Source organism: Demequina capsici, from assembly GCF_032102965.1.
In the GTDB taxonomy this organism is placed as follows: domain Bacteria; phylum Actinomycetota; class Actinomycetes; order Actinomycetales; family Demequinaceae; genus Demequina; species Demequina capsici.
Genome location: NZ_CP134880.1, coordinates 589,431 through 605,941, shown reverse-complemented (window position 1 = coordinate 605,941; position 16,511 = coordinate 589,431). Strand labels below are relative to the sequence as shown.

General features: G+C 70.4%; 18 protein-coding genes and 1 tRNA gene. 9 read left to right on the top strand and 10 right to left on the bottom strand.

The annotated features are described in order from the left end of the window. Positions 1 to 10 precede the first annotated feature (10 nt). The gene (gene trhA / locus RN607_RS02920) at positions 11 to 667 is read left to right on the top strand and encodes a PAQR family membrane homeostasis protein TrhA (RefSeq protein ID WP_313499725.1); all 657 of its coding nucleotides are present in this window, start codon (positions 11 to 13) and stop codon (positions 665 to 667) included. Between the two features lie 17 nt (positions 668 to 684). On the opposite strand, the gene RN607_RS02915 is transcribed toward trhA, so the two are convergent. Beyond that, a complete protein-coding gene (locus RN607_RS02915) occupies positions 685 to 924 on the bottom strand; it encodes a hypothetical protein (RefSeq protein WP_313499723.1) in 240 nt (79 codons plus the stop codon). A 38-nt stretch (positions 925 to 962) separates the two neighbouring features. On the opposite strand from RN607_RS02915, the gene RN607_RS02910 reads away from it, so the two are divergent. Both RN607_RS02910 and greA read left to right on the top strand, forming a co-directional pair. Beyond that, positions 963 to 1,388 carry a DUF4307 domain-containing protein gene (locus RN607_RS02910; RefSeq protein WP_313544213.1) on the top strand — a complete coding sequence of 142 codons (426 nt, stop codon included), beginning with the start codon at positions 963 to 965 and terminating at the stop codon, positions 1,386 to 1,388. 111 nt (positions 1,389 to 1,499) lie between these two features. Then, positions 1,500 to 1,982: a transcription elongation factor GreA gene (gene greA / locus RN607_RS02905; protein WP_313499719.1), complete on the top strand. Its 483-nt coding sequence runs from the start codon at positions 1,500 to 1,502 to the stop codon at positions 1,980 to 1,982. Positions 1,983 to 2,054: 72 nt separating this feature from the next. Here greA and rlmC read toward each other — a convergent pair whose 3' ends face one another. Further along, entirely contained in the window at positions 2,055 to 3,200 is a 1,146-nt protein-coding gene (gene rlmC, locus RN607_RS02900) for a 23S rRNA (uracil(747)-C(5))-methyltransferase RlmC (protein WP_313544211.1), read from the bottom strand. 34 nt (positions 3,201 to 3,234) lie between these two features. After that, on the bottom strand, positions 3,235 to 4,557 hold the full coding sequence (locus tag RN607_RS02895) for an AI-2E family transporter (RefSeq protein ID WP_313544209.1): 1,323 nt from the start codon (positions 4,555 to 4,557) through the stop codon (positions 3,235 to 3,237). 112 nt (positions 4,558 to 4,669) lie between these two features. Between RN607_RS02895 and msrA the strand changes: the two genes are divergently transcribed. Then, positions 4,670 to 5,317, top strand: coding sequence for a peptide-methionine (S)-S-oxide reductase MsrA (gene msrA, locus RN607_RS02890; protein ID WP_313544207.1), 648 nt, complete (start codon positions 4,670 to 4,672; stop codon positions 5,315 to 5,317). A gap of 112 nt (positions 5,318 to 5,429) precedes the next feature. Here the strand turns inward: msrA and RN607_RS02885 are convergent, their stop codons facing one another. Beyond that, positions 5,430 to 6,242, bottom strand: coding sequence for a Bax inhibitor-1/YccA family protein (locus tag RN607_RS02885; protein WP_313544205.1), 813 nt, complete (start codon positions 6,240 to 6,242; stop codon positions 5,430 to 5,432). Between the two features lie 253 nt (positions 6,243 to 6,495). Here RN607_RS02885 and RN607_RS02880 point away from each other — a divergent pair, with 253 nt between their 5' ends. From RN607_RS02880 to ptsP, 5 genes are read left to right on the top strand one after another with little or no spacing between them, the layout of a single operon-like run. Then, the gene (locus tag RN607_RS02880; protein WP_313499711.1) at positions 6,496 to 7,257 is read left to right on the top strand and encodes a DeoR/GlpR family DNA-binding transcription regulator; all 762 of its coding nucleotides are present in this window, start codon (positions 6,496 to 6,498) and stop codon (positions 7,255 to 7,257) included. After that, on the top strand, positions 7,254 to 8,201 hold the full coding sequence (gene pfkB, locus RN607_RS02875) for a 1-phosphofructokinase (protein WP_313544203.1): 948 nt from the start codon (positions 7,254 to 7,256) through the stop codon (positions 8,199 to 8,201). Before RN607_RS02880 ends, pfkB begins: the two co-directional genes overlap by 4 nt. A gap of 22 nt (positions 8,202 to 8,223) precedes the next feature. Further along, entirely contained in the window at positions 8,224 to 10,269 is a 2,046-nt protein-coding gene (locus RN607_RS02870) for a PTS fructose transporter subunit IIABC (protein WP_313544201.1), read from the top strand. A 23-nt stretch (positions 10,270 to 10,292) separates the two neighbouring features. After that, on the top strand, positions 10,293 to 10,562 hold the full coding sequence (locus RN607_RS02865; protein WP_313544200.1) for an HPr family phosphocarrier protein: 270 nt from the start codon (positions 10,293 to 10,295) through the stop codon (positions 10,560 to 10,562). A 5-nt stretch (positions 10,563 to 10,567) separates the two neighbouring features. Then, the gene (gene ptsP / locus RN607_RS02860; protein WP_313544197.1) at positions 10,568 to 12,250 is read left to right on the top strand and encodes a phosphoenolpyruvate--protein phosphotransferase; all 1,683 of its coding nucleotides are present in this window, start codon (positions 10,568 to 10,570) and stop codon (positions 12,248 to 12,250) included. Between the two features lie 147 nt (positions 12,251 to 12,397). Here the strand turns inward: ptsP and RN607_RS02855 are convergent. From RN607_RS02855 to RN607_RS02830, 6 genes are all read right to left on the bottom strand, one after another. Continuing rightward, a tRNA-Leu gene (locus RN607_RS02855) sits at positions 12,398 to 12,471 on the bottom strand. Between the two features lie 100 nt (positions 12,472 to 12,571). Then, a complete protein-coding gene (locus tag RN607_RS02850) occupies positions 12,572 to 13,528 on the bottom strand; it encodes a Ppx/GppA phosphatase family protein (protein WP_313544195.1) in 957 nt (318 codons plus the stop codon). A 20-nt stretch (positions 13,529 to 13,548) separates the two neighbouring features. Next, a complete protein-coding gene (locus RN607_RS02845; RefSeq protein ID WP_313544193.1) occupies positions 13,549 to 14,268 on the bottom strand; it encodes a hypothetical protein in 720 nt (239 codons plus the stop codon). 175 nt (positions 14,269 to 14,443) lie between these two features. Beyond that, positions 14,444 to 14,923 (bottom strand): DUF501 domain-containing protein, encoded by a 480-nt coding sequence (locus RN607_RS02840; RefSeq protein WP_313545467.1) that lies wholly within the window; start codon positions 14,921 to 14,923, stop codon positions 14,444 to 14,446. Between the two features lie 53 nt (positions 14,924 to 14,976). After that, on the bottom strand, positions 14,977 to 15,441 hold the full coding sequence (locus tag RN607_RS02835) for an FtsB family cell division protein (RefSeq protein ID WP_313544191.1): 465 nt from the start codon (positions 15,439 to 15,441) through the stop codon (positions 14,977 to 14,979). A 404-nt stretch (positions 15,442 to 15,845) separates the two neighbouring features. Continuing rightward, entirely contained in the window at positions 15,846 to 16,385 is a 540-nt protein-coding gene (locus tag RN607_RS02830) for a YaeQ family protein (RefSeq protein ID WP_313544189.1), read from the bottom strand. Positions 16,386 to 16,511: the final 126 nt, after the last annotated feature.

Here is a 16,511-nt window from a genome sequence, read left to right as displayed (position 1 = left end):
CGTAGGGTGCATGGACGAGAACCTTCCGACCATCGGCAAGCCGATGATGAGGGGCTGGCTCCATCTCGGGGCAGCGCCGCTCGCGTACTTCGCCGGGATGGTGCTGGTGGTGCTCGCCCCCACCCTTGCGGGGCGCGCCTCCTCCGCGATCTTCACGACCACGGCGGTGATGCTGTTCGGCACGTCGGCCGTGTACCACCGAGGCAAGTGGTCCCCCCAGGCGTTGGCCGTGCTGCGCCGCATGGACCATGCGAACATCTTCCTGATCATCGCCGGCACGTACACGCCGCTCACCGTGATGCTGCTGTCGGGCTCCGAGCGGGTGTGGGTGCTGGTGCTCGTCTGGTCCGGCGCCCTGCTCGGCCTGCTCTCCCGCATCCTGTGGCTGGGCGCTCCGCGCTGGGTCTACGTGCCGGTGTACGTCGCGCTCGGCTGGGTCGCGATCGGCTTCATCGGCCCGTTCTATGAGGCGGGTGGTGCGGCGGTGGTCTGGCTGATCGTCGCGGGCGGCCTGTGCTACACGGTGGGCGCGGTGATCTACGGGTTCAAGTGGCCCGGCAAGTCGGCGCGGTACTTCGGCTTCCACGAGATCTTCCACGCGCTCACGATCGCGGGCTTCACCTGCCATTACATCGCCGCGTCGCTCGCGATCTACGGCGCGAGCTGACCCGTCGCGACGCGACGCTAGCGGTCGAGGTCTCCGTCGCGCTGCTCGTCGTCCGTGGTGCTCGCCTCGTCAGACGGCGCGTCGGTGGTGCCTGAGCCCGCCGATCCGGCGTCCGCATCGCGGCGCGAGGCCTCACCCGCACGCACCTTGCGCAGGTGCTTGTTCAGCGAGCGGAAGAGGAACACGGCCGCCACGGCGATCGCGAACGTGAACACGAAGCCCAGGAAGCCGGGTCCAGCCTGAGTGAGGTCGAGCACGGGGACAGTCCTTTCGTCGGGGACTATCCTGCCTCATCATGAGCACCCCCTCCTCGCCCGACCAGCCTGCCGCGCCCCGCAATGACGGAGGGGCGCTGCCGCACCTGTCGCGGCGGGCGTGGATCTGGTCCATCGCGGGCCTCGCTGCGCTGATCGCAGCCGTCTCCGCGTACGCGGTCGTCGCCGCGCAGGCGCAGAAGGTCCTGTTCCAGGACGTCGGCTACTCGGTGGTCGACGAGCATCTGACGACGGCGACGTTCGACGTGTTCCTGTACGCCGACGGGGTGGCCACCTGCACCGTGCGCGCGCTGAACGAGGCGTACGCGGAGGTGGGGGTCGTGACCGTCGACGTCGATTCGGCCGACGGCGCGGAGCAGCGGATGGACACGTCGATCGCCACCACCGAGAAGGCGGTCACGGCGTCGGTGCTGGGCTGCACGTTCGTAGCGGCCGACGCCGGCTGACCCTCTCCCGCGGCTCTCGCCCCGCCGCGGCAGCCTTCGGATCGCGACCCCACTTTCACCCTGACGCACGCGCTTGCTAACCTAGGCAGTCTTGCCACAAGGAGGAATGACGTGACCGACACCACCGGCACCTGGCTCACCCAGGAGGCCTTCGACCGCCTGCAGGCCGAGTACGACCACCTGGTCAACGTCGGCCGGGTGGAGATCGCCAAGGAGATCGACGACCGCCGCCAGGAAGGCGACCTCAAGGAGAACGGCGGCTACCACGCCGCTCGCGAGGAGCAGGCGAAGCAGGAGGCGCGCATCGAGCAGCTGCGCCACATCCTTCGCACCGCGACCGTGGGCGAGGCCAGCACGGACGCCGGAGTCCAGTCCGGCACGGTGGTGGTGGCGGAGGTCGCCGGCCGCGAGATGCGGTTCCTCGTCGGATCCCGTGAGGTCGCAGGCGGGACCGACATCGACGTGTTCTCGGCGCAGTCGCCGCTGGGCGCCGCGCTGCTCGGCAGGCACGCAGGCGACGAGACGACGTACACGGCACCCAACGGCAAGGAGATCCCGGTGAAGGTGATCTCCGCGGAGCCTTTCGCGGGCTGACCACCGCGCTCGATCGAAGGCCCTCGCGCTGCGGCGCGGGGGCCTTCGTCGTGTCCGCGGCAAGCCCGGACGTCAGGCGCGACGCAGGAGCACCGCAGTCTCGGCGTGGGCGGTGTGCGGGAACATGTCCATGACCCTGACCTCGACGGGTCGAAGGGACGGCATCGCGGCCAGGTCCTTGGCGAGCGAGCCAGGGTGGCAGCTGGAGTACACGACCGTGGCCACATCCGACCGCTCCAGCCAGCCCGCGAGCTCAGGTCCGATGCCCCGCCGCGGCGGATTGACGACGACCAGCTCGGGTGCGTGCTCCTGCGCGAGCGCGAAGGCCGTGGCGTCGGCGGCGACGAAGCGTGCGTCGGTCGCGCCCGCCACGCCCGCTGCAGCGAGCTCGTCCCGCGTCAGCTGCGCCGACGCGACCGCCTGCTGTGACAGCTCGACGCCCAGCACCGAGCGCCCCGGCCCGAGCGCCTGGAGCGCGAAGCCTCCCACGCCGCAGTACAGGTCCCACACATCTGCGGGAGAAGACTCGGCGATCCAGGCGCGAGCCTGTCGGTAGAGCTCACGTGCGACCCCGGTGTTGGTCTGGAAGAAGCTCTGCGGGCGCAGGTGAAGGGTGAGGCCGTCCAGGCGCATGGGCAGCGACTCCCGCTCGGTGAGCATGATCTCCCGCTCACCTTCCACGACAGCTCGATGCTCGGGGAGCACGTTCAGGGACGCGACCGCGAGCGACGGCAGCTGCTCGCGCAGCCACGGCAGATGCTTGGCCAGGCGCGCGAGCGCCTCGGTGGATCTCATGACGAAGCGCACCATCAGCTCGCCGTCGGGCGAGACGGTGACGATCAGGTTCTTGAGCTCGCCTCGACGCGCGTCGAGGTCGTACGGGCTCAGCGCCGCACGGGCGATGAGCTCGGCGAGCGGGGCGAACGCCGACGACAGCTGGGCGGGGTACAGCCCGCATCCCTGCAGGTCCACGCCGACGCGCTCGCCGTCGAGGATCCCCAGCGTCGGGTTGGCGGTCGTGCCGCCGACGACCATCTTCGCCTTGGTGCGGAAGCCCGACTCGTCGCTCGCGACGGGCGGGAGCCAGCGTGCCCCTGCGGCGGCCTCGCCGAGGGTGCGACGCACGGCTTCATCCTTGTCGGCGAGCTGCCGCGCGTACGGAGTCTCGATCAGCACGCATGACCGGCACACGCCCGCCTCGAAGTAGTCGCACCGCACGGGCCGAGTCTAGGCGCGGCACAGCTCGACGCAGTCAGCGGCGGCTGTCGCCGTCCTCACCCGCATCGTGGTCGGGGGCCTCGGTGCGGGTGACCCTGCGGATCGGGATCTCCTCCTCCGTCAGAGGCCCGGCCTCGTCGTCGTGACGATGCCTCACGTGGATCTGGCCGGTGTGGACCACGCGCTGCAGCACCTCCTTGGAGCGGTGCGCCAGCACAGGAAGCTGGTCTGACAGGGCCGGAGGCTCGGGGTCCGGGCGGAACTCCTTGCGCAGTCCCCGCCCGAACGCGGTGAAGAACGCGACGACCGGGACCGCGATGATCGCGCCGACGAGCCCCAGCAGCAGGGTGCCGGTGGACACGGTGAGGAGGATGACCATCGGGTGCAGCGACGACACCTTCCCGAACAGCCATGGGTAGAGGACGTTCCCTTCGATCTGCTGCACCGCGAGCACCACGACCATCATCCATATCGCGGTGATGGGTCCCCCGTCCACGAGCGCGACGAGCACGGCGATGATGCCGGAGATCGTGGCCCCGAACATCGGGATGAAGGAGAACAGGAAGACGAGGATCGCGATGGGGAGGGCGAGCGGCACCCCCAGGATCCACGCGCCGAGCCCGATCCCGACGGCATCGACGAACGCGACGAACACGGACGTCTGCGTGTATCGGCGGAGCGTGTGCCAGGCGTTGCGGCCCGCGCGGTCCACCTGGTCGATGTTGTCCTCGGGCAGCACGCCCACGGCCCAGCCCCACATGGTCGCGCCGTCGCGCATGAAGAAGAAGAGGCTGAGCAGGGCGATGACCGTGCCAGCCACGAGGCCGCCGATCGTCCCGGTGAACGACAGCGCCCCGGAGGCCAGGCCGAGCGCGTTGCCCTGCACCAGGGCGACGATGTTGTCCCGAGCCTGCTGCAGCTGGTCGGCGCTGATGTGGAGAGGCCCGTCGGACAGCCACACGATGAGCTCGTTGAATCCCTGGAGCGCGGCGTTCTTCAGGGAGTCGAAACCTGCGACGATCTCAGCGCCGGCAAGCACGATGAGCGCGCTCACGACCACGAACAGGCCGAGGATCGCTATCGCCGCGCCCAGTCCCCTGGGGATCCTCCACCGCTGCAGCCAGCCGACGACCACCTCGAGCGGCGCGGCGATGAACAGCGCGATGATCACCGGGATCACGATCGTCGACACGGTGGTGAAGAGCGACCCGGCTGCGACGACCACCACGCCCACGACGATGAGCCGCCAGCCCCACGCCGCGGCCACGCGCAGCCAGGTCGGCACCGTGTCGGCGGCATCGACCCCACGCGCATACGTCATGTGCGAGCGCGTCGTGGGGGGATCCTCGTCAGCCATACTGTGAGCCTAACCGCGCAGGGTGCGACGCCCGCCGCGACTCGCACGCCGTGCCACCCGCGGCGACGGAACAGAAGACCCTCGCACAGCGTTTCCGCCTGCGGGAAGGAGCATGATGTTCGCACTGTCCAAGACGACGATGATCACGGCCGACCAGGCGCTGCCCGGTCGCGACACCCCGATGGAGGTGTCGCCGTTGCATGTGGTGCTCGGCACGCCGATCCAGGGCCCGTGGCCCGACGGCATGAAGGTGCTCTACGTGGGCATGGGCTGCTTCTGGGGGTCCGAGCGGATCTTCTGGCAGCTCGACGGCGTCTACTCGACCGCCGTCGGCTACATGGGGGGCTGGACAAGGAACCCCAGCTACGAGGAGACGTGCACGGCGATGACGGGGCACTTCGAGGCCGTCCAGGTGGTCTACGACCCTGCGAAGGTGTCGCTTGACGCGCTGTTCGCGGCATTCTGGGAGAACCACGACCCGACGACCCCCAACCGCCAGGGCGGGGACATCGGCACCCAGTACCGCTCCGCGATCCTCGCCACGGACCAGGAGCAGCTGGACGCCGCTCTCGCGTCGAAGGCACGCTACCAGGCGCGTCTGGACGGCGAGGGCTACGGCCCCATCTCCACGCAGATCGAGCTCGCGTCGACGGCCGGCGACGGTCGGTTCTACTACGCGGAGGAGTACCACCAGGGCTACCTGCACAAGAACCCGGGCGGCTACTGCAACCACGGCTTCTGCCAGGTGTCGTTCGCCTGAGCAGGTCGCCCGGCGCGCCCGGGGCACGACCAGGGGCCCGTGACACCTGTCACGGGCCCCTCATCGTAGGCGCACAGGGTCGCAGTGCTCGCGAGCGCTGCGACCCGGCTCGCTACCGGTTGTTGAAGATCGCGATGATGCGCAGGATCTCGGTGTAGAGCCACACGAGCGTCACGATGAGGCCGAACGCGCCCTTCCATTCGAGGTGCGCAGGGGCTCCTGCCTTGACGCCGCGCTCGATGAAGTCGAAGTCGGCGATCAGCGACATGCAGGCCAGGATGACGGCGACGACGCCGATGATCACTCCGAGCGGCAGGCCTGCGACGGTGACTCCCGTCAGCATGCCCCAGGCGTTGCCGCTGCTTGAGAAGAGCATGACTCCCAGGTTGATCAGCGAGAACACCAGGTAGGAGACCATGCCGATCATGAGGAACCGCTGGAACTTGGGGGTGTAGCGGACCTTGCCCGAGCGATAGAGCGCAAGCGTCACGCCGAAGGTGACGCCGGTGGCGAGAAGAGCCTGCAGACCCGCTCCGGGGACGTCGAGCGCGACCTCGATCCAGTGCGTGAACGCACCGAGGAAGACTCCCTCGAGCAGCGCGTACACCAGCGTGAGCGCCGCAGAGCCCTTGCGGCGGAAGGAGGCGATCATCGCGACGACGAAGCCCGCGAGCGCGGCCCCCATCATGTAGAGGTAGCTGCTCTCCACGGGCGCCATGTACGACGCTGCGGCTGCGATCCCGAGCAGGATCAGTGCACCGAAGGTCTTGAGAATGGTGCCCTCGTAGGACATGCGACCGATCTCGGCCGGCTGTGCCGCCGGCAGGTCGAACGTCGCCTGCAGCGTCTGGGCGTCGGCCTCACCCTGACGCTGGAGCGCCTCCGGGGTGAAGTCCTTGGACTGGGTGAAGAAGGGATTGGCCACGGGGATCCTCCGGCTCAGTCGGCTTGGGTCGAGTCTAGGCAGGTGCCCTGCGGAGGCGCAGTCGTCCTTGAGAAGGATTCTCGTCCGCCCGCCGAGCGCCGAGGGCCAGGTGACGGCGCCTGAATGCCCGACTCTCGCCGATTCTGTCCATAAACCACATGTTCTCACCTGTGTTTGAGTTGCTTTATGCCCGTTATCGTGATTCGATTGCGCTGTCAGAGCGCATCACGAGCAGAGAGGGACGACGACGTCCATGTACGCAGCGGAGCGACAGCAGCGCATCCTCGCCGAGGCCCGTGCCGCGGGCAGAGTCGAGGTGTCCTCGCTGGCAGAGCTGCTCGGCGTGACGTCGGAGACCGTGCGTCGCGACCTCACCGCACTCGAGAGCCGGGGTGCCCTGCGCCGAGTGCACGGCGGCGCCATCCCCGTCGAACGGCTCGAGCTCGAGCCCACGCTGGCCACGCGCGCCGCCCGCAACGCCGAGGTCAAGCGCCGCGTCGCCGCCCGCGTCCTCGCGGAGCTGCCGCAGGGCGCCACCGTGCTCCTGGACGCCGGCTCCACGACCCAGGCGATCGTCGCCCAGCTCCCCGCTGACATGGAGCTCACGATCATCACGAACTCGATCCCCGCCGCCGCCGTGCTCGCGAACATGCCTCGGGTGACGCTGCTCATGACCGGTGGACGCGTCAGGGGGGTCACGGGCGCCGCCGTCGGCCCCTGGACCACGGACGCGCTCGACGGGGTCGTCGTCGACGTCGCGGTCATCGGCACCAACGGGCTCTCCGTGGCTCGCGGCCTCACCACGCCCGACCAGGTGGAGGCGAAGGCCAAGCGGGGCATGGTGAAGGCGGCCCGCCGCGTCATCGTCGCCACCGACTCCTCCAAGGCAGGGGACGACCACCTGCACCGTTTCGCCTCGCTCGACGAGGTCGACCTCATCGTCACCGACGATGGGCTTCCCGATGAGGTGGCCGCCGAGTTGCGGGCCACCGGTCCCGAGGTGGTTACCGCATGATCGTCACCCTCACCCCGAACCCCAGCGTGGACCACGCGATGGTGATCGGCTCGCTCGCGCGCGGAGAGGTGCTCCGCGCCTCCGAGTCGCGGCTCGACGCGGGCGGCAAGGGGGTGAACGTCTCCCGGGCTCTCGCGGCGAACGGCGCCGCCACGCTTGCGGTCGTGCCGCTCGGGGGACACCAGGGCCACCTGCTCGCAGACCTGCTCGCGACCACCGGCGTGACGCATCGCCCGGTGACGCTCGCCGGCTCCACCCGCATGAACGTGTCCGTGCTGGAGCCCGACGGCACCACCACCAAGCTCAACGAACCCGGCCCCACGCTCAGCGCGTCGGAGAACACCGCGATGATCCAGACCACGCTCGACGCCGCCGAAGGCGCCGACTGGCTGGCAGTGTGCGGCAGCCTTCCGCCCGGAGCCACCCCCGACATCTACGCGGCTCTCCGCGCAGGCGCGGGAGCACGCGACGTGCGCTTCGTCGTCGACTCCTCCGGAGCCTCGTTCGCCGTCGCTGTCGAGACGCGACCCACCCTCATCAAGCCCAACCACGAGGAGCTCGCCGAGCTCGTCGGCCACGCGCTGCCCACGCTGCGCGACGTCCGCGACGCCGCGCGCGAGCTGGTGTCCTCAGGCATCGAGATCGTCGCGGTGAGCCTCGGCGCCGACGGCGCCGCTCTGTTCACCGCCGACGAGGCCGCACACGCCCACGCGTCCGTGTCGGCCCCCGTGTCCACCGTCGGCGCCGGCGACTGCATGCTCGCCGGACTGCTGCACGGCCTCACCTCCGGACTCTCGATCGGTGAGGCCCTCGTCAGCGGAGTCGCCTGGGGGTCCGCCGCAGTGGCGCTCCCCGGCAGCTCCGTACCCACGCCGGCGGACGTACGCACGGTGGCACCCGTGCTGTCCTCCGAGCTGCCGCTCAGCATGGAACTGGGTCACTGACCTCCCCCGAAAGGAACCAGTCATGTCTCTCATCACGACCTCGCAGGTGGTGCTCGACCTCGCCGCGCCTGATCGCGCCGCCGCCACCCGCACGCTCGCGGAGCGCCTGGTCGAGTCCGGCCGCTGCACCGACCTCAGCACGTTCCTGGCCGACGTCACGAAGCGCGAGGCGACGATGGCGACCGGGCTGCCCGGCGGCATCGCGATCCCTCACGCCCGGTCCGCCGGCATCTCCGAGCCCTCCCTCGTGTTCGGTCGCACCGCCCAGGGGATCGACTGGGGCGCCGCGGACGGACCCGCGACGCTCGTCTTCCTCATCGCAGCCCCCGAGGGCGGTGGCGACGCTCACATGCAGGTGCTGCCCGCCCTCGCGCGCGCGCTCATGAAGCCCGAGTTCACCGAAGGGCTGGCCGCCGCAGCCACCCCGGAGGACGTCGTGGCCCTCGTCGAGGCGGAGATCGGCGACGTCGTCCCGGCCGCCGCTCCCGCCGATGCCGTTCCCGGCACAGCCGCCGACGCGAGCCCCACGCCCGCGAAGGAGTCGTTCACGCTCGTCGGCGTCACCTCCTGCCCCACCGGCATCGCCCACACCTACATGGCAGCCGAGGCGCTCGAACGCGCGGCCGCCGAGGCGGGCCACACGATCACCGTCGAGACCCAGGGGTCCGTCGGATCCAAGGCGATCCCCGCCGAGCTGATCGCCGCCGCCGACGCCGTGATCTTCGCCCACGACGTGGAGGTCAAGGGGCGCGACCGCTTCGCAGGCAAGCCCACTGTCGACGTCGGCGTGAAGAAGGCGATCTCCGACGGGCCGCTGCTGGTGGAGCAGGCGATCGCGCTCGCCGCCGAATGGAAGGCGGACCCGTCGAAGGCCGCCTCCACGGCCTCGCATGCTGCGTCCGCGGGCGGGCTCACGTCCAAGGTCGAGGCGGACGCCCACTGGGGCACCAGGCTGCGCCAGTGGCTGATGACGGGCGTGAGCTACATGATCCCGTTCGTCGCCGCGGGTGGAATCCTGATCGCGCTGGCGTTCATGCTGTCCCAGATCTCGCTCGGCGACAACGGGCCGATCGAGATCACCAAGTACAACCTGACGTCAGGCGATGCCTACGACATCAGCAGCGGATTCGACGCCACGTCGCTCACCGCGTGGGCAGCGCTGCTGTTCATCATCGGAGGCGCGGCATTCGGGTTCCTCGTACCGATCCTGTCCGGCTTCATCGCGTTCGCGATCGCCGACCGCCCCGGCCTGGTGCCCGGCATCGTCGGCGGCGCGATCGCGAACACCATGGGCGCAGGGTTCCTCGGCGGCATCGTCACCGGCCTGCTCGCTGGCTTCATCGCCAGGTGGATCGCCTCGTGGAAGGTCCACGCAGGGGTCCGCGGCGTCATGCCGGTCGTCGTGATCCCCCTGCTGTCGACCCTGGTCACCGCGGGGCTCTTCATCACGCTGCTCGGCGGACCGATCGCCTCGCTCACCGAGAGCCTCAACAACTGGCTGACCACGCTGTCGGGCGGCTCCGCCTTCACGCTGGGCCTCGTGCTCGGCGCGATGATGGGCTTCGACCTCGGAGGACCGGTCAACAAGGTCGCCTACTTCTTCGCCACCGCGGGACTGTCGGCCGCAGGCACCGCGGCCGATGCTCCACAGCTGAAGATCATGGCGGCAGTCATGGCCGCAGGCATGGTCGCCCCGCTCGCGATGGCGCTCGCCACCGTGCTGCGCCCCAAGCTGTTCTCCGCGCCCGAGCGTGAGAACGGCAAGGCAGCCTGGCTGCTCGGCGCCTCGTTCATCTCCGAAGGCGCGATACCGTTCGCCGCCGCCGACCCGATCCGCGTCATGGCGTCGTCGCTCGTCGGCTCCGCCCTCACCGGCGGCCTGGTGATGCTCTTCGGCGCCACGCTCCGGGCCCCGCACGGAGGCATCTGGGTGCTGCCGCTGATCGGCAACTTCGGGATGTTCCTCGTCGCGCTCGCCGCCGGCGTGGTCGTGACCGCGCTGCTCGTCATCCTGCTCAAGTCCACCGATCGCAGCCTCGCCGTCGTCGACGCTGCGGCGACCATCTGAAACCACCCCAGAAGGAGAACACCATGCCTGCTCGCACCGTAGCGATCGGCTCGTCCGTCGGGCACCACGCCCGCCCCGCGCAGCTCTTCGTCACCGCCGTCCAGGAGTCCGGACTCGCCGTGACCATCGGACGCCCGGGCGGAGCGCACATGGACGCACGAAGCATCCTCGGTGTGATGGCGCTCGGCGCCAAGCACGCCGAGGAGGTCGAGCTGTCGGTCGAGGGCGACGGAGCGGACGCCGTGCTCGCAGACCTCGTCGCGCTTCTCGAGCGCGACCTGGACTCGGAGTGACCGCGGTGACCGAGCACGAGACCCGCACCGGCATCGGCGTCAGCGGCGGAAGCGCATCGGGACGCGTGGTGCAGGTCGCACCGCCCGTCAGCCCTCCCAAGGACGAGCCGGCACCGGCCGACGTCGACGGCGCCTACCAGCACATCCTGGAGTCGTTCGAGGCGGTCGCCGTCGAGCTCGAGTCGCGGGCGGCGTCCGCCGACGAGCACGCCGCCCCGATCCTCAGCGCCACGGCCATGATGGCCCGCGATGTGGGCCTGCATCAGGCCGCCGCCAACCGCCTGAAGGTAGGCGACGGGCCCGCCACGGCGATCGCCGCGGCTGTCGAGGAGTACGCGGCGCAGTTCGAGGCGCTCGGCGGGTACTTCGCCGAACGGGTGGCCGATCTCCGCGACGTCGGAGGTCGTGCGGTCGCCGCGGCGCTGGGCCTCCCCGCGCCCGGCGTTCCGCCGCTCACCGAGCCCAGCGTGATCGTGGCGCTCGATCTGGCACCCGCGGACACCGCGACGCTTGATCGCGAGCTCGCCATCGCCATCGTCACCCAGGCAGGCGGCCGCACCAGCCACACCGCCATCCTCGCCGCGCAGCGCGGCATCCCCGCAGTGGTCCAGCTGCCCGGCGCCACGGACATCCCCGCCGGGACGCTGGTGGCCGTCGACGGCGATGCGGGCGAGGTCGCGATCGATCCCGACCCCGAGCTGCTCGAGCAGCAGCGCCTGCGTCGTGAGAAGCGCGCGGCCGCGCTGGCCGCCTCCAGCGGTCCCGGCGCCACCGCCGACGGCCACATGGTGCCGCTACTGGCCAACATCGGAGGCGTGCAGGACGCGGAGGAGGCGGGGCCGCAGGACCTCGAGGGCGTCGGGCTGTTCCGCACCGAGTTCGTGTTCCTGTCCGCGACCACCGCTCCCACGCTCGAGGAGCAGACGGAGATCTACACCAAGGTCTTCGCTCCGTTCGAGGGCCGACGTGTGGTGGTCCGCACCCTCGACGCCGGCGCCGACAAGCCGCTCGCCTTCGCCGACCTGGGCGAGGAGGAGAACCCTGCGCTGGGACGCCGGGGACTCCGCCTGTCGGAGGCTCTTCCGGAGCTGCTCGACACGCAGCTCAAGGCGCTCGCCGCGGCGGCGGAGGCGACCGGCGCCGACGCACGTGTCATGGCGCCGATGGTCTCCACGGCCGACGAGGCCGCATGGTTCGCGGCACGCGTGCGCGCTGCCGGTCTCAAGAAGGCAGGTGTCATGATCGAGGTGCCCGCCGCCGCGCTGCGATCCGAGCATGTGCTCGCAGACGTCGACTTCGCCTCCATCGGCACGAACGACCTGGCCCAGTACACGATGGCGACCGACCGCATGGCCGGCGAGCTGTCCGACCTGCTCGACCCGTGGCAGCCAGCCGTGATCGACGTGGTCGCCGCTGCGTGCACCGGAGGCGCCGCCAACGGCAAGCCCGTGGGAGTCTGCGGCGAGTCCGCGGGCGATCCCCTGCTGGCGCTGGTCCTGGTCGGGCTCGGCGTCACGAGCCTGTCGATGGCACCGTCCAAGGTTCCCGCCGTCCGTCTCGCCCTGTCGCTGCACACGCTCGACGAGTGCCGAGAGCTCGCCTCGGTGGCCCGGTCCGCTCGCAGCGCCACCGACGCCCATGACGCGGTCCGCGCCGCCGCCAGCACCGCTCTCACGGAGATCCTGTAGAGCGCCCCCAAGCTCGGCGTTCCCGGCCCACGCTGTCCGGTCGGGAACGCCGTCCCGGCCCCTTGACGCACCGCCCTGCAACCAGCGGATCGTCAGGGGGCCTTCTCTTGCGCCGGGCGCGCGGCGCGCGCTCGGTTCCACGCACCGTGCCCCCGGCGGGATTCGAACCCGCACTGCGCCGATTTTAAGTCGGCTGCCTCTGCCAGTTGGGCTACGGGGGCGACGCGCCGTCCGCTCCGAGCATCACGAACGTCTGCCAGGAAGGTCAGCGAGGCGCGGTTCGTCGTGAGACTCGGCGTGGCGGGAGGGCGCGCGGAGCGCCTATAAGCGCTCTGCTGCGGAGAACGCGATGCCGTCCAGGATGTCGTGCTCGCTCGTGACGACGTACGGGAGCTCGGCCCCTGCGTCCTGCACCGCGGTCCGCACCCTCGCCATCAGCGTCCGCCAGACGAGCGCGCCGGCTCCGATCACGTCGACCCTCCCAGGGTGCATGAACCCGAGCGCCGCCCGGGAGTCGTGCGAGGCGTGGAGCAGCTCGTCGCATGCCTTGATCGCCGCGTCGATGGGCAACACTGCGCCGTTGATGCGGTCGCGGTCGTACTCGTGCAGGCCCAGGGCGTGCGCCGTCACCGTCGTGATCGAGCCTGCGAGGCCGACCAGCGTGCGGGTGCGCTCGATCGGCACACCCTCGAAGGCGCGGTCGATGGCGGCATGGATGTCCGCCGTGGCAGCGGCGATCTGCTCCGGCTCTGGAGGGTCGCTGACCAGGTGCCGTTCCGTCATCCGCACGCACCCGACATCCATCGAGTGCGCCGCCTGAGGCTCCTCGCTGCCGAGGACCACCTCGGTGGACCCGCCGCCCAGGTCCACGACCAGGTACGGCGCATCATGGCTCGCGTCGAGGACCGAGGTGGCCCCACGGAAGCTCAGGCGAGCCTCCTCGTCTCCCGAGATCACCTCAGGCGTGACTCCGAGCCGCTCCTGGATGCCTTCCAGGAACACGTCGCGGTTGCGCGCGTCGCGCGTGGCGGACGTGGCGACGAAGCGGATCGCCTCCACTCCCGCATCACGGCACTGCGCCGCGATGTCGTCCGTGGCAGCGAAAGTGCGTTCGAGCGCCTCCGCCGCGAACTCACCGGTGCGGTCGACACCCTGCCCCAGGCGTACGACGGTCATGGTCCTGACGACGTCCCTCAGCGAGCCGGCCTCGCTGTCGACATCAGCGATCAGGAGGCGGATCGAGTTCGTTCCACAGTCGATGGCGGCGACGCGAGTCATGGTGCCAGCGTAACGGGGCCTCAGCGAGCACCGGGCCAGAGCGGCTCCGAGTAGGCGTCGGCCGACGCACGGCCCCCATGGCCCGAAGGTGCGTCCACGCGTCCGTCAGCGACGCCTCCCTCGCTCGACTCCTGCTCAGCAGCGTCGCCGGTGGAATGGGACCGTTCGCCGTCCGAGTCGATGTTCATGCACGCGATCCAGTCGCCCGCGACGGTCAGCCGGATGTCGAGCCGCTCGCACGCCTCGACCAGCGGCTCCAGGGACAGCGTCGTCGAGTCGAGCGGCATCGAGAACTCCATCACCTCACCGTTGCAGTGCCAGCGATGCCGGCGCACCGGGTAGACGCCTTGCGGCCGCGACTCCGCGTCCAGCTCGAGGAGCCCTCCCGCCGGCACCTCGAGGCGCCACGTGGGGCCCACGAGACGCGCGCGCGACGTCGAGGACGGGGTGATCGAGAGGACGAGCACCTCCGGGAGCCGATCGAGCTCGACCGGGCCGGGCTCAGGCTTGTCGAACCTGCGGGCGACCGTGACCCCGATCCACACCGCGGCCACCAGGCCCGCGAGGCACAGACCCACCACGACCATCCCCGACAGCTCGAGGGCTCCACCGCCGAACACACGGTAGAGCCCGTACCCGGGCAGCAGGGACACAGCAATGAACAGGACCACGCCGGTCAGCGTCGCGACAGGACGCATCGTTCCGCCGTGGAGAAGGATCGTCGCACGCGACGAGGCCATCACACCATCCTTCGAACAACGGTTCAGCGCGATCACCGCGCCATCGCCCGCGGAAGGGCCCGGATCAGGAACGATCCGACGGTTCCGCGCTGAGGTCTTCTACGTTAACGCGCTCGCCCGTCGGGTGAAAGCCCTTGGGGAACACTCGTGGCGCTCGTTCATGCGCCACCTCTGCTCAAACGTCCAGGACCGCGCAGTTGCACCTGTCGATGCTCCATGAGGGCGCGATCAGCTCGAGCGCCTCATCTCCCAGCGGGTTGACCCCGGGGCCGGCCGCGAGCGCATGAGCCACGAGCACATGCAGGCACTTCACGCGATCCGGCATCCCGCCCGCGGAGATGCCCGTGATCTCGGGCACCTCGCCCAGCAGAGCACGCTCCGCGAGGTAGGACTCATGAGCGGCGCGGTACGAGGCGGCCAGCTCGGGGTCCTCGGCGAGCCGGTCCTGCATCGCCCGCATGGTGCCGATGGCCTCCAGCGTGGAGACTGCTCCCACCGCGTCGGGATGCGTCAGGTAATAGAGGGTGGGGAACGGCGTGCCGTCGTCCAGGCGAGGCTTGGTCTTCACCACCACGGGATTGCCGCAGACGCACCGCGCGGCGACGCCGATCACGGCGCGCGGGTGCCTCCCCAGCTGGGCGCGCAGCACTGCCATGTCTCGATCGTCGACCTCAGTTCTCACCCGCACCAGTCTACGGGGGCCTGCGGCTAGCTCGTCCCTGGCTTCGCGGCCGTCGGATCCGTCCCTGCGGCGGAGGCCGCGCCATCGGCGGCTACCCCGGCACCGTCGGTCGCCGCGGCGCCCGCCTGCTCGACGGACGCCCACAAGGCGGTGTACCAGGCGGTGACGTCCTGGTTCTCGGGAAGCCTGGACGCGGCAGGCGAGCCCGCTGCATGCTCCTCGACGACGCTCGGGTCCGTCACGGTGTAGGCCGTCTCTCCCGGGAACACGAGATGCAGCCGCTCACGCGCCTGCGCGATGACGTATGCGTCGTCGCTCCATCGGTCGACGTTCGCCTGCAACGTGTCGACGTCGGCCTGGGCGGCGTCCCGCTGCACCGTGAGCTCGGCGAGCGTCGCCTGCTGGCTGAAGTACACGCGCAGGCTCGGCACGACCACCGCGATCGCCAGGGCGACGACCACGGCCACGATGCCTACCCGCCAGGTGAACATGCCAGCGAGCGAGCCTCGCCTGCTGGTGGGCTCGATGCGCCGTGATCGGGAGGTCGACGCCGACGCGGTCGGGCCTCCCGGCCGGGTCGAGGCCGTGCGCGGCTTCGACCGTCCGAATGCGTCTGCGCCCCGCGTGGCGCCAGAACGCGGCTTCGCCGGCGACGCGGGCCTGCCCGATGTGGTGCGAGGCGTGGACGCTCGCGGGCTGGGCGTGGCCGCACGCGGGCTGGGTGTGGACGCTCGCGAACTTGAGGCACGGCTCGTGGACGCGCGCGGATCCGCGCTGCGCCCACCTTGTCGGGGCGCGCCGGGACGGCTCGGTGCACTCATGCGCCTATTGTCACCGCTGCCCGTCCGCTGCGACGCCGCACTCGCAGCGAGTCGCACGATTGGGATCGGTGCCGTCAGCCGAGCGTGCGAACGTGCCGCGCTGAGTCCATCGCGACCCCGTTGACCTCGAGGTAGACGTGCGCGTCCGTGACGGACACCGTGAGCGCCGTACGTCGCTCCACGAGCTCCGAGGCAGCCTCGATGAAGCCCGGGTCGAACGAGATCAGCTCCACAGCCTCGCGGCGGTGGATCCGCTTCCCCTCCCACTGCGCGGCCACCTTGCCCGGGTCGCGATGCGTGTAGACGGCGGTGCGGTCGGCGAGCCGGCTGCCCCGGTGAAGGCGTTCGGCCTCGGGCGCGCCGATCTCTATCCACACGGTGATGCGCCCCGTCAGGTCCCGCACCATCACGGCAGGCTCCTCGGTTCCTGAGATCCCCTCGCCGAAGCGGATGCCGTCGGCATGCTCGAGGCAGTATGCGAGCACCCGGGTCGTCATGTACGCCGCGGTCTCCGACGGGTGGCGTGCGACTCGCAACGACAGCGTCTCGTAGACATTGCGGTCGACGTCCGCGAGGTCGATCTCGAACGTGTGGACGGTCGCACCGATGGCCATGACGCACCAGCCTACGGGCCGCGCACCCACGCGACCGACGCATCGTCCGTGCGAGAGCACCGTCCGAACCCCAGCATCATCCTTCTGACACTGTGAACCAATCTCGACCGCGACACCCGAGCGTGT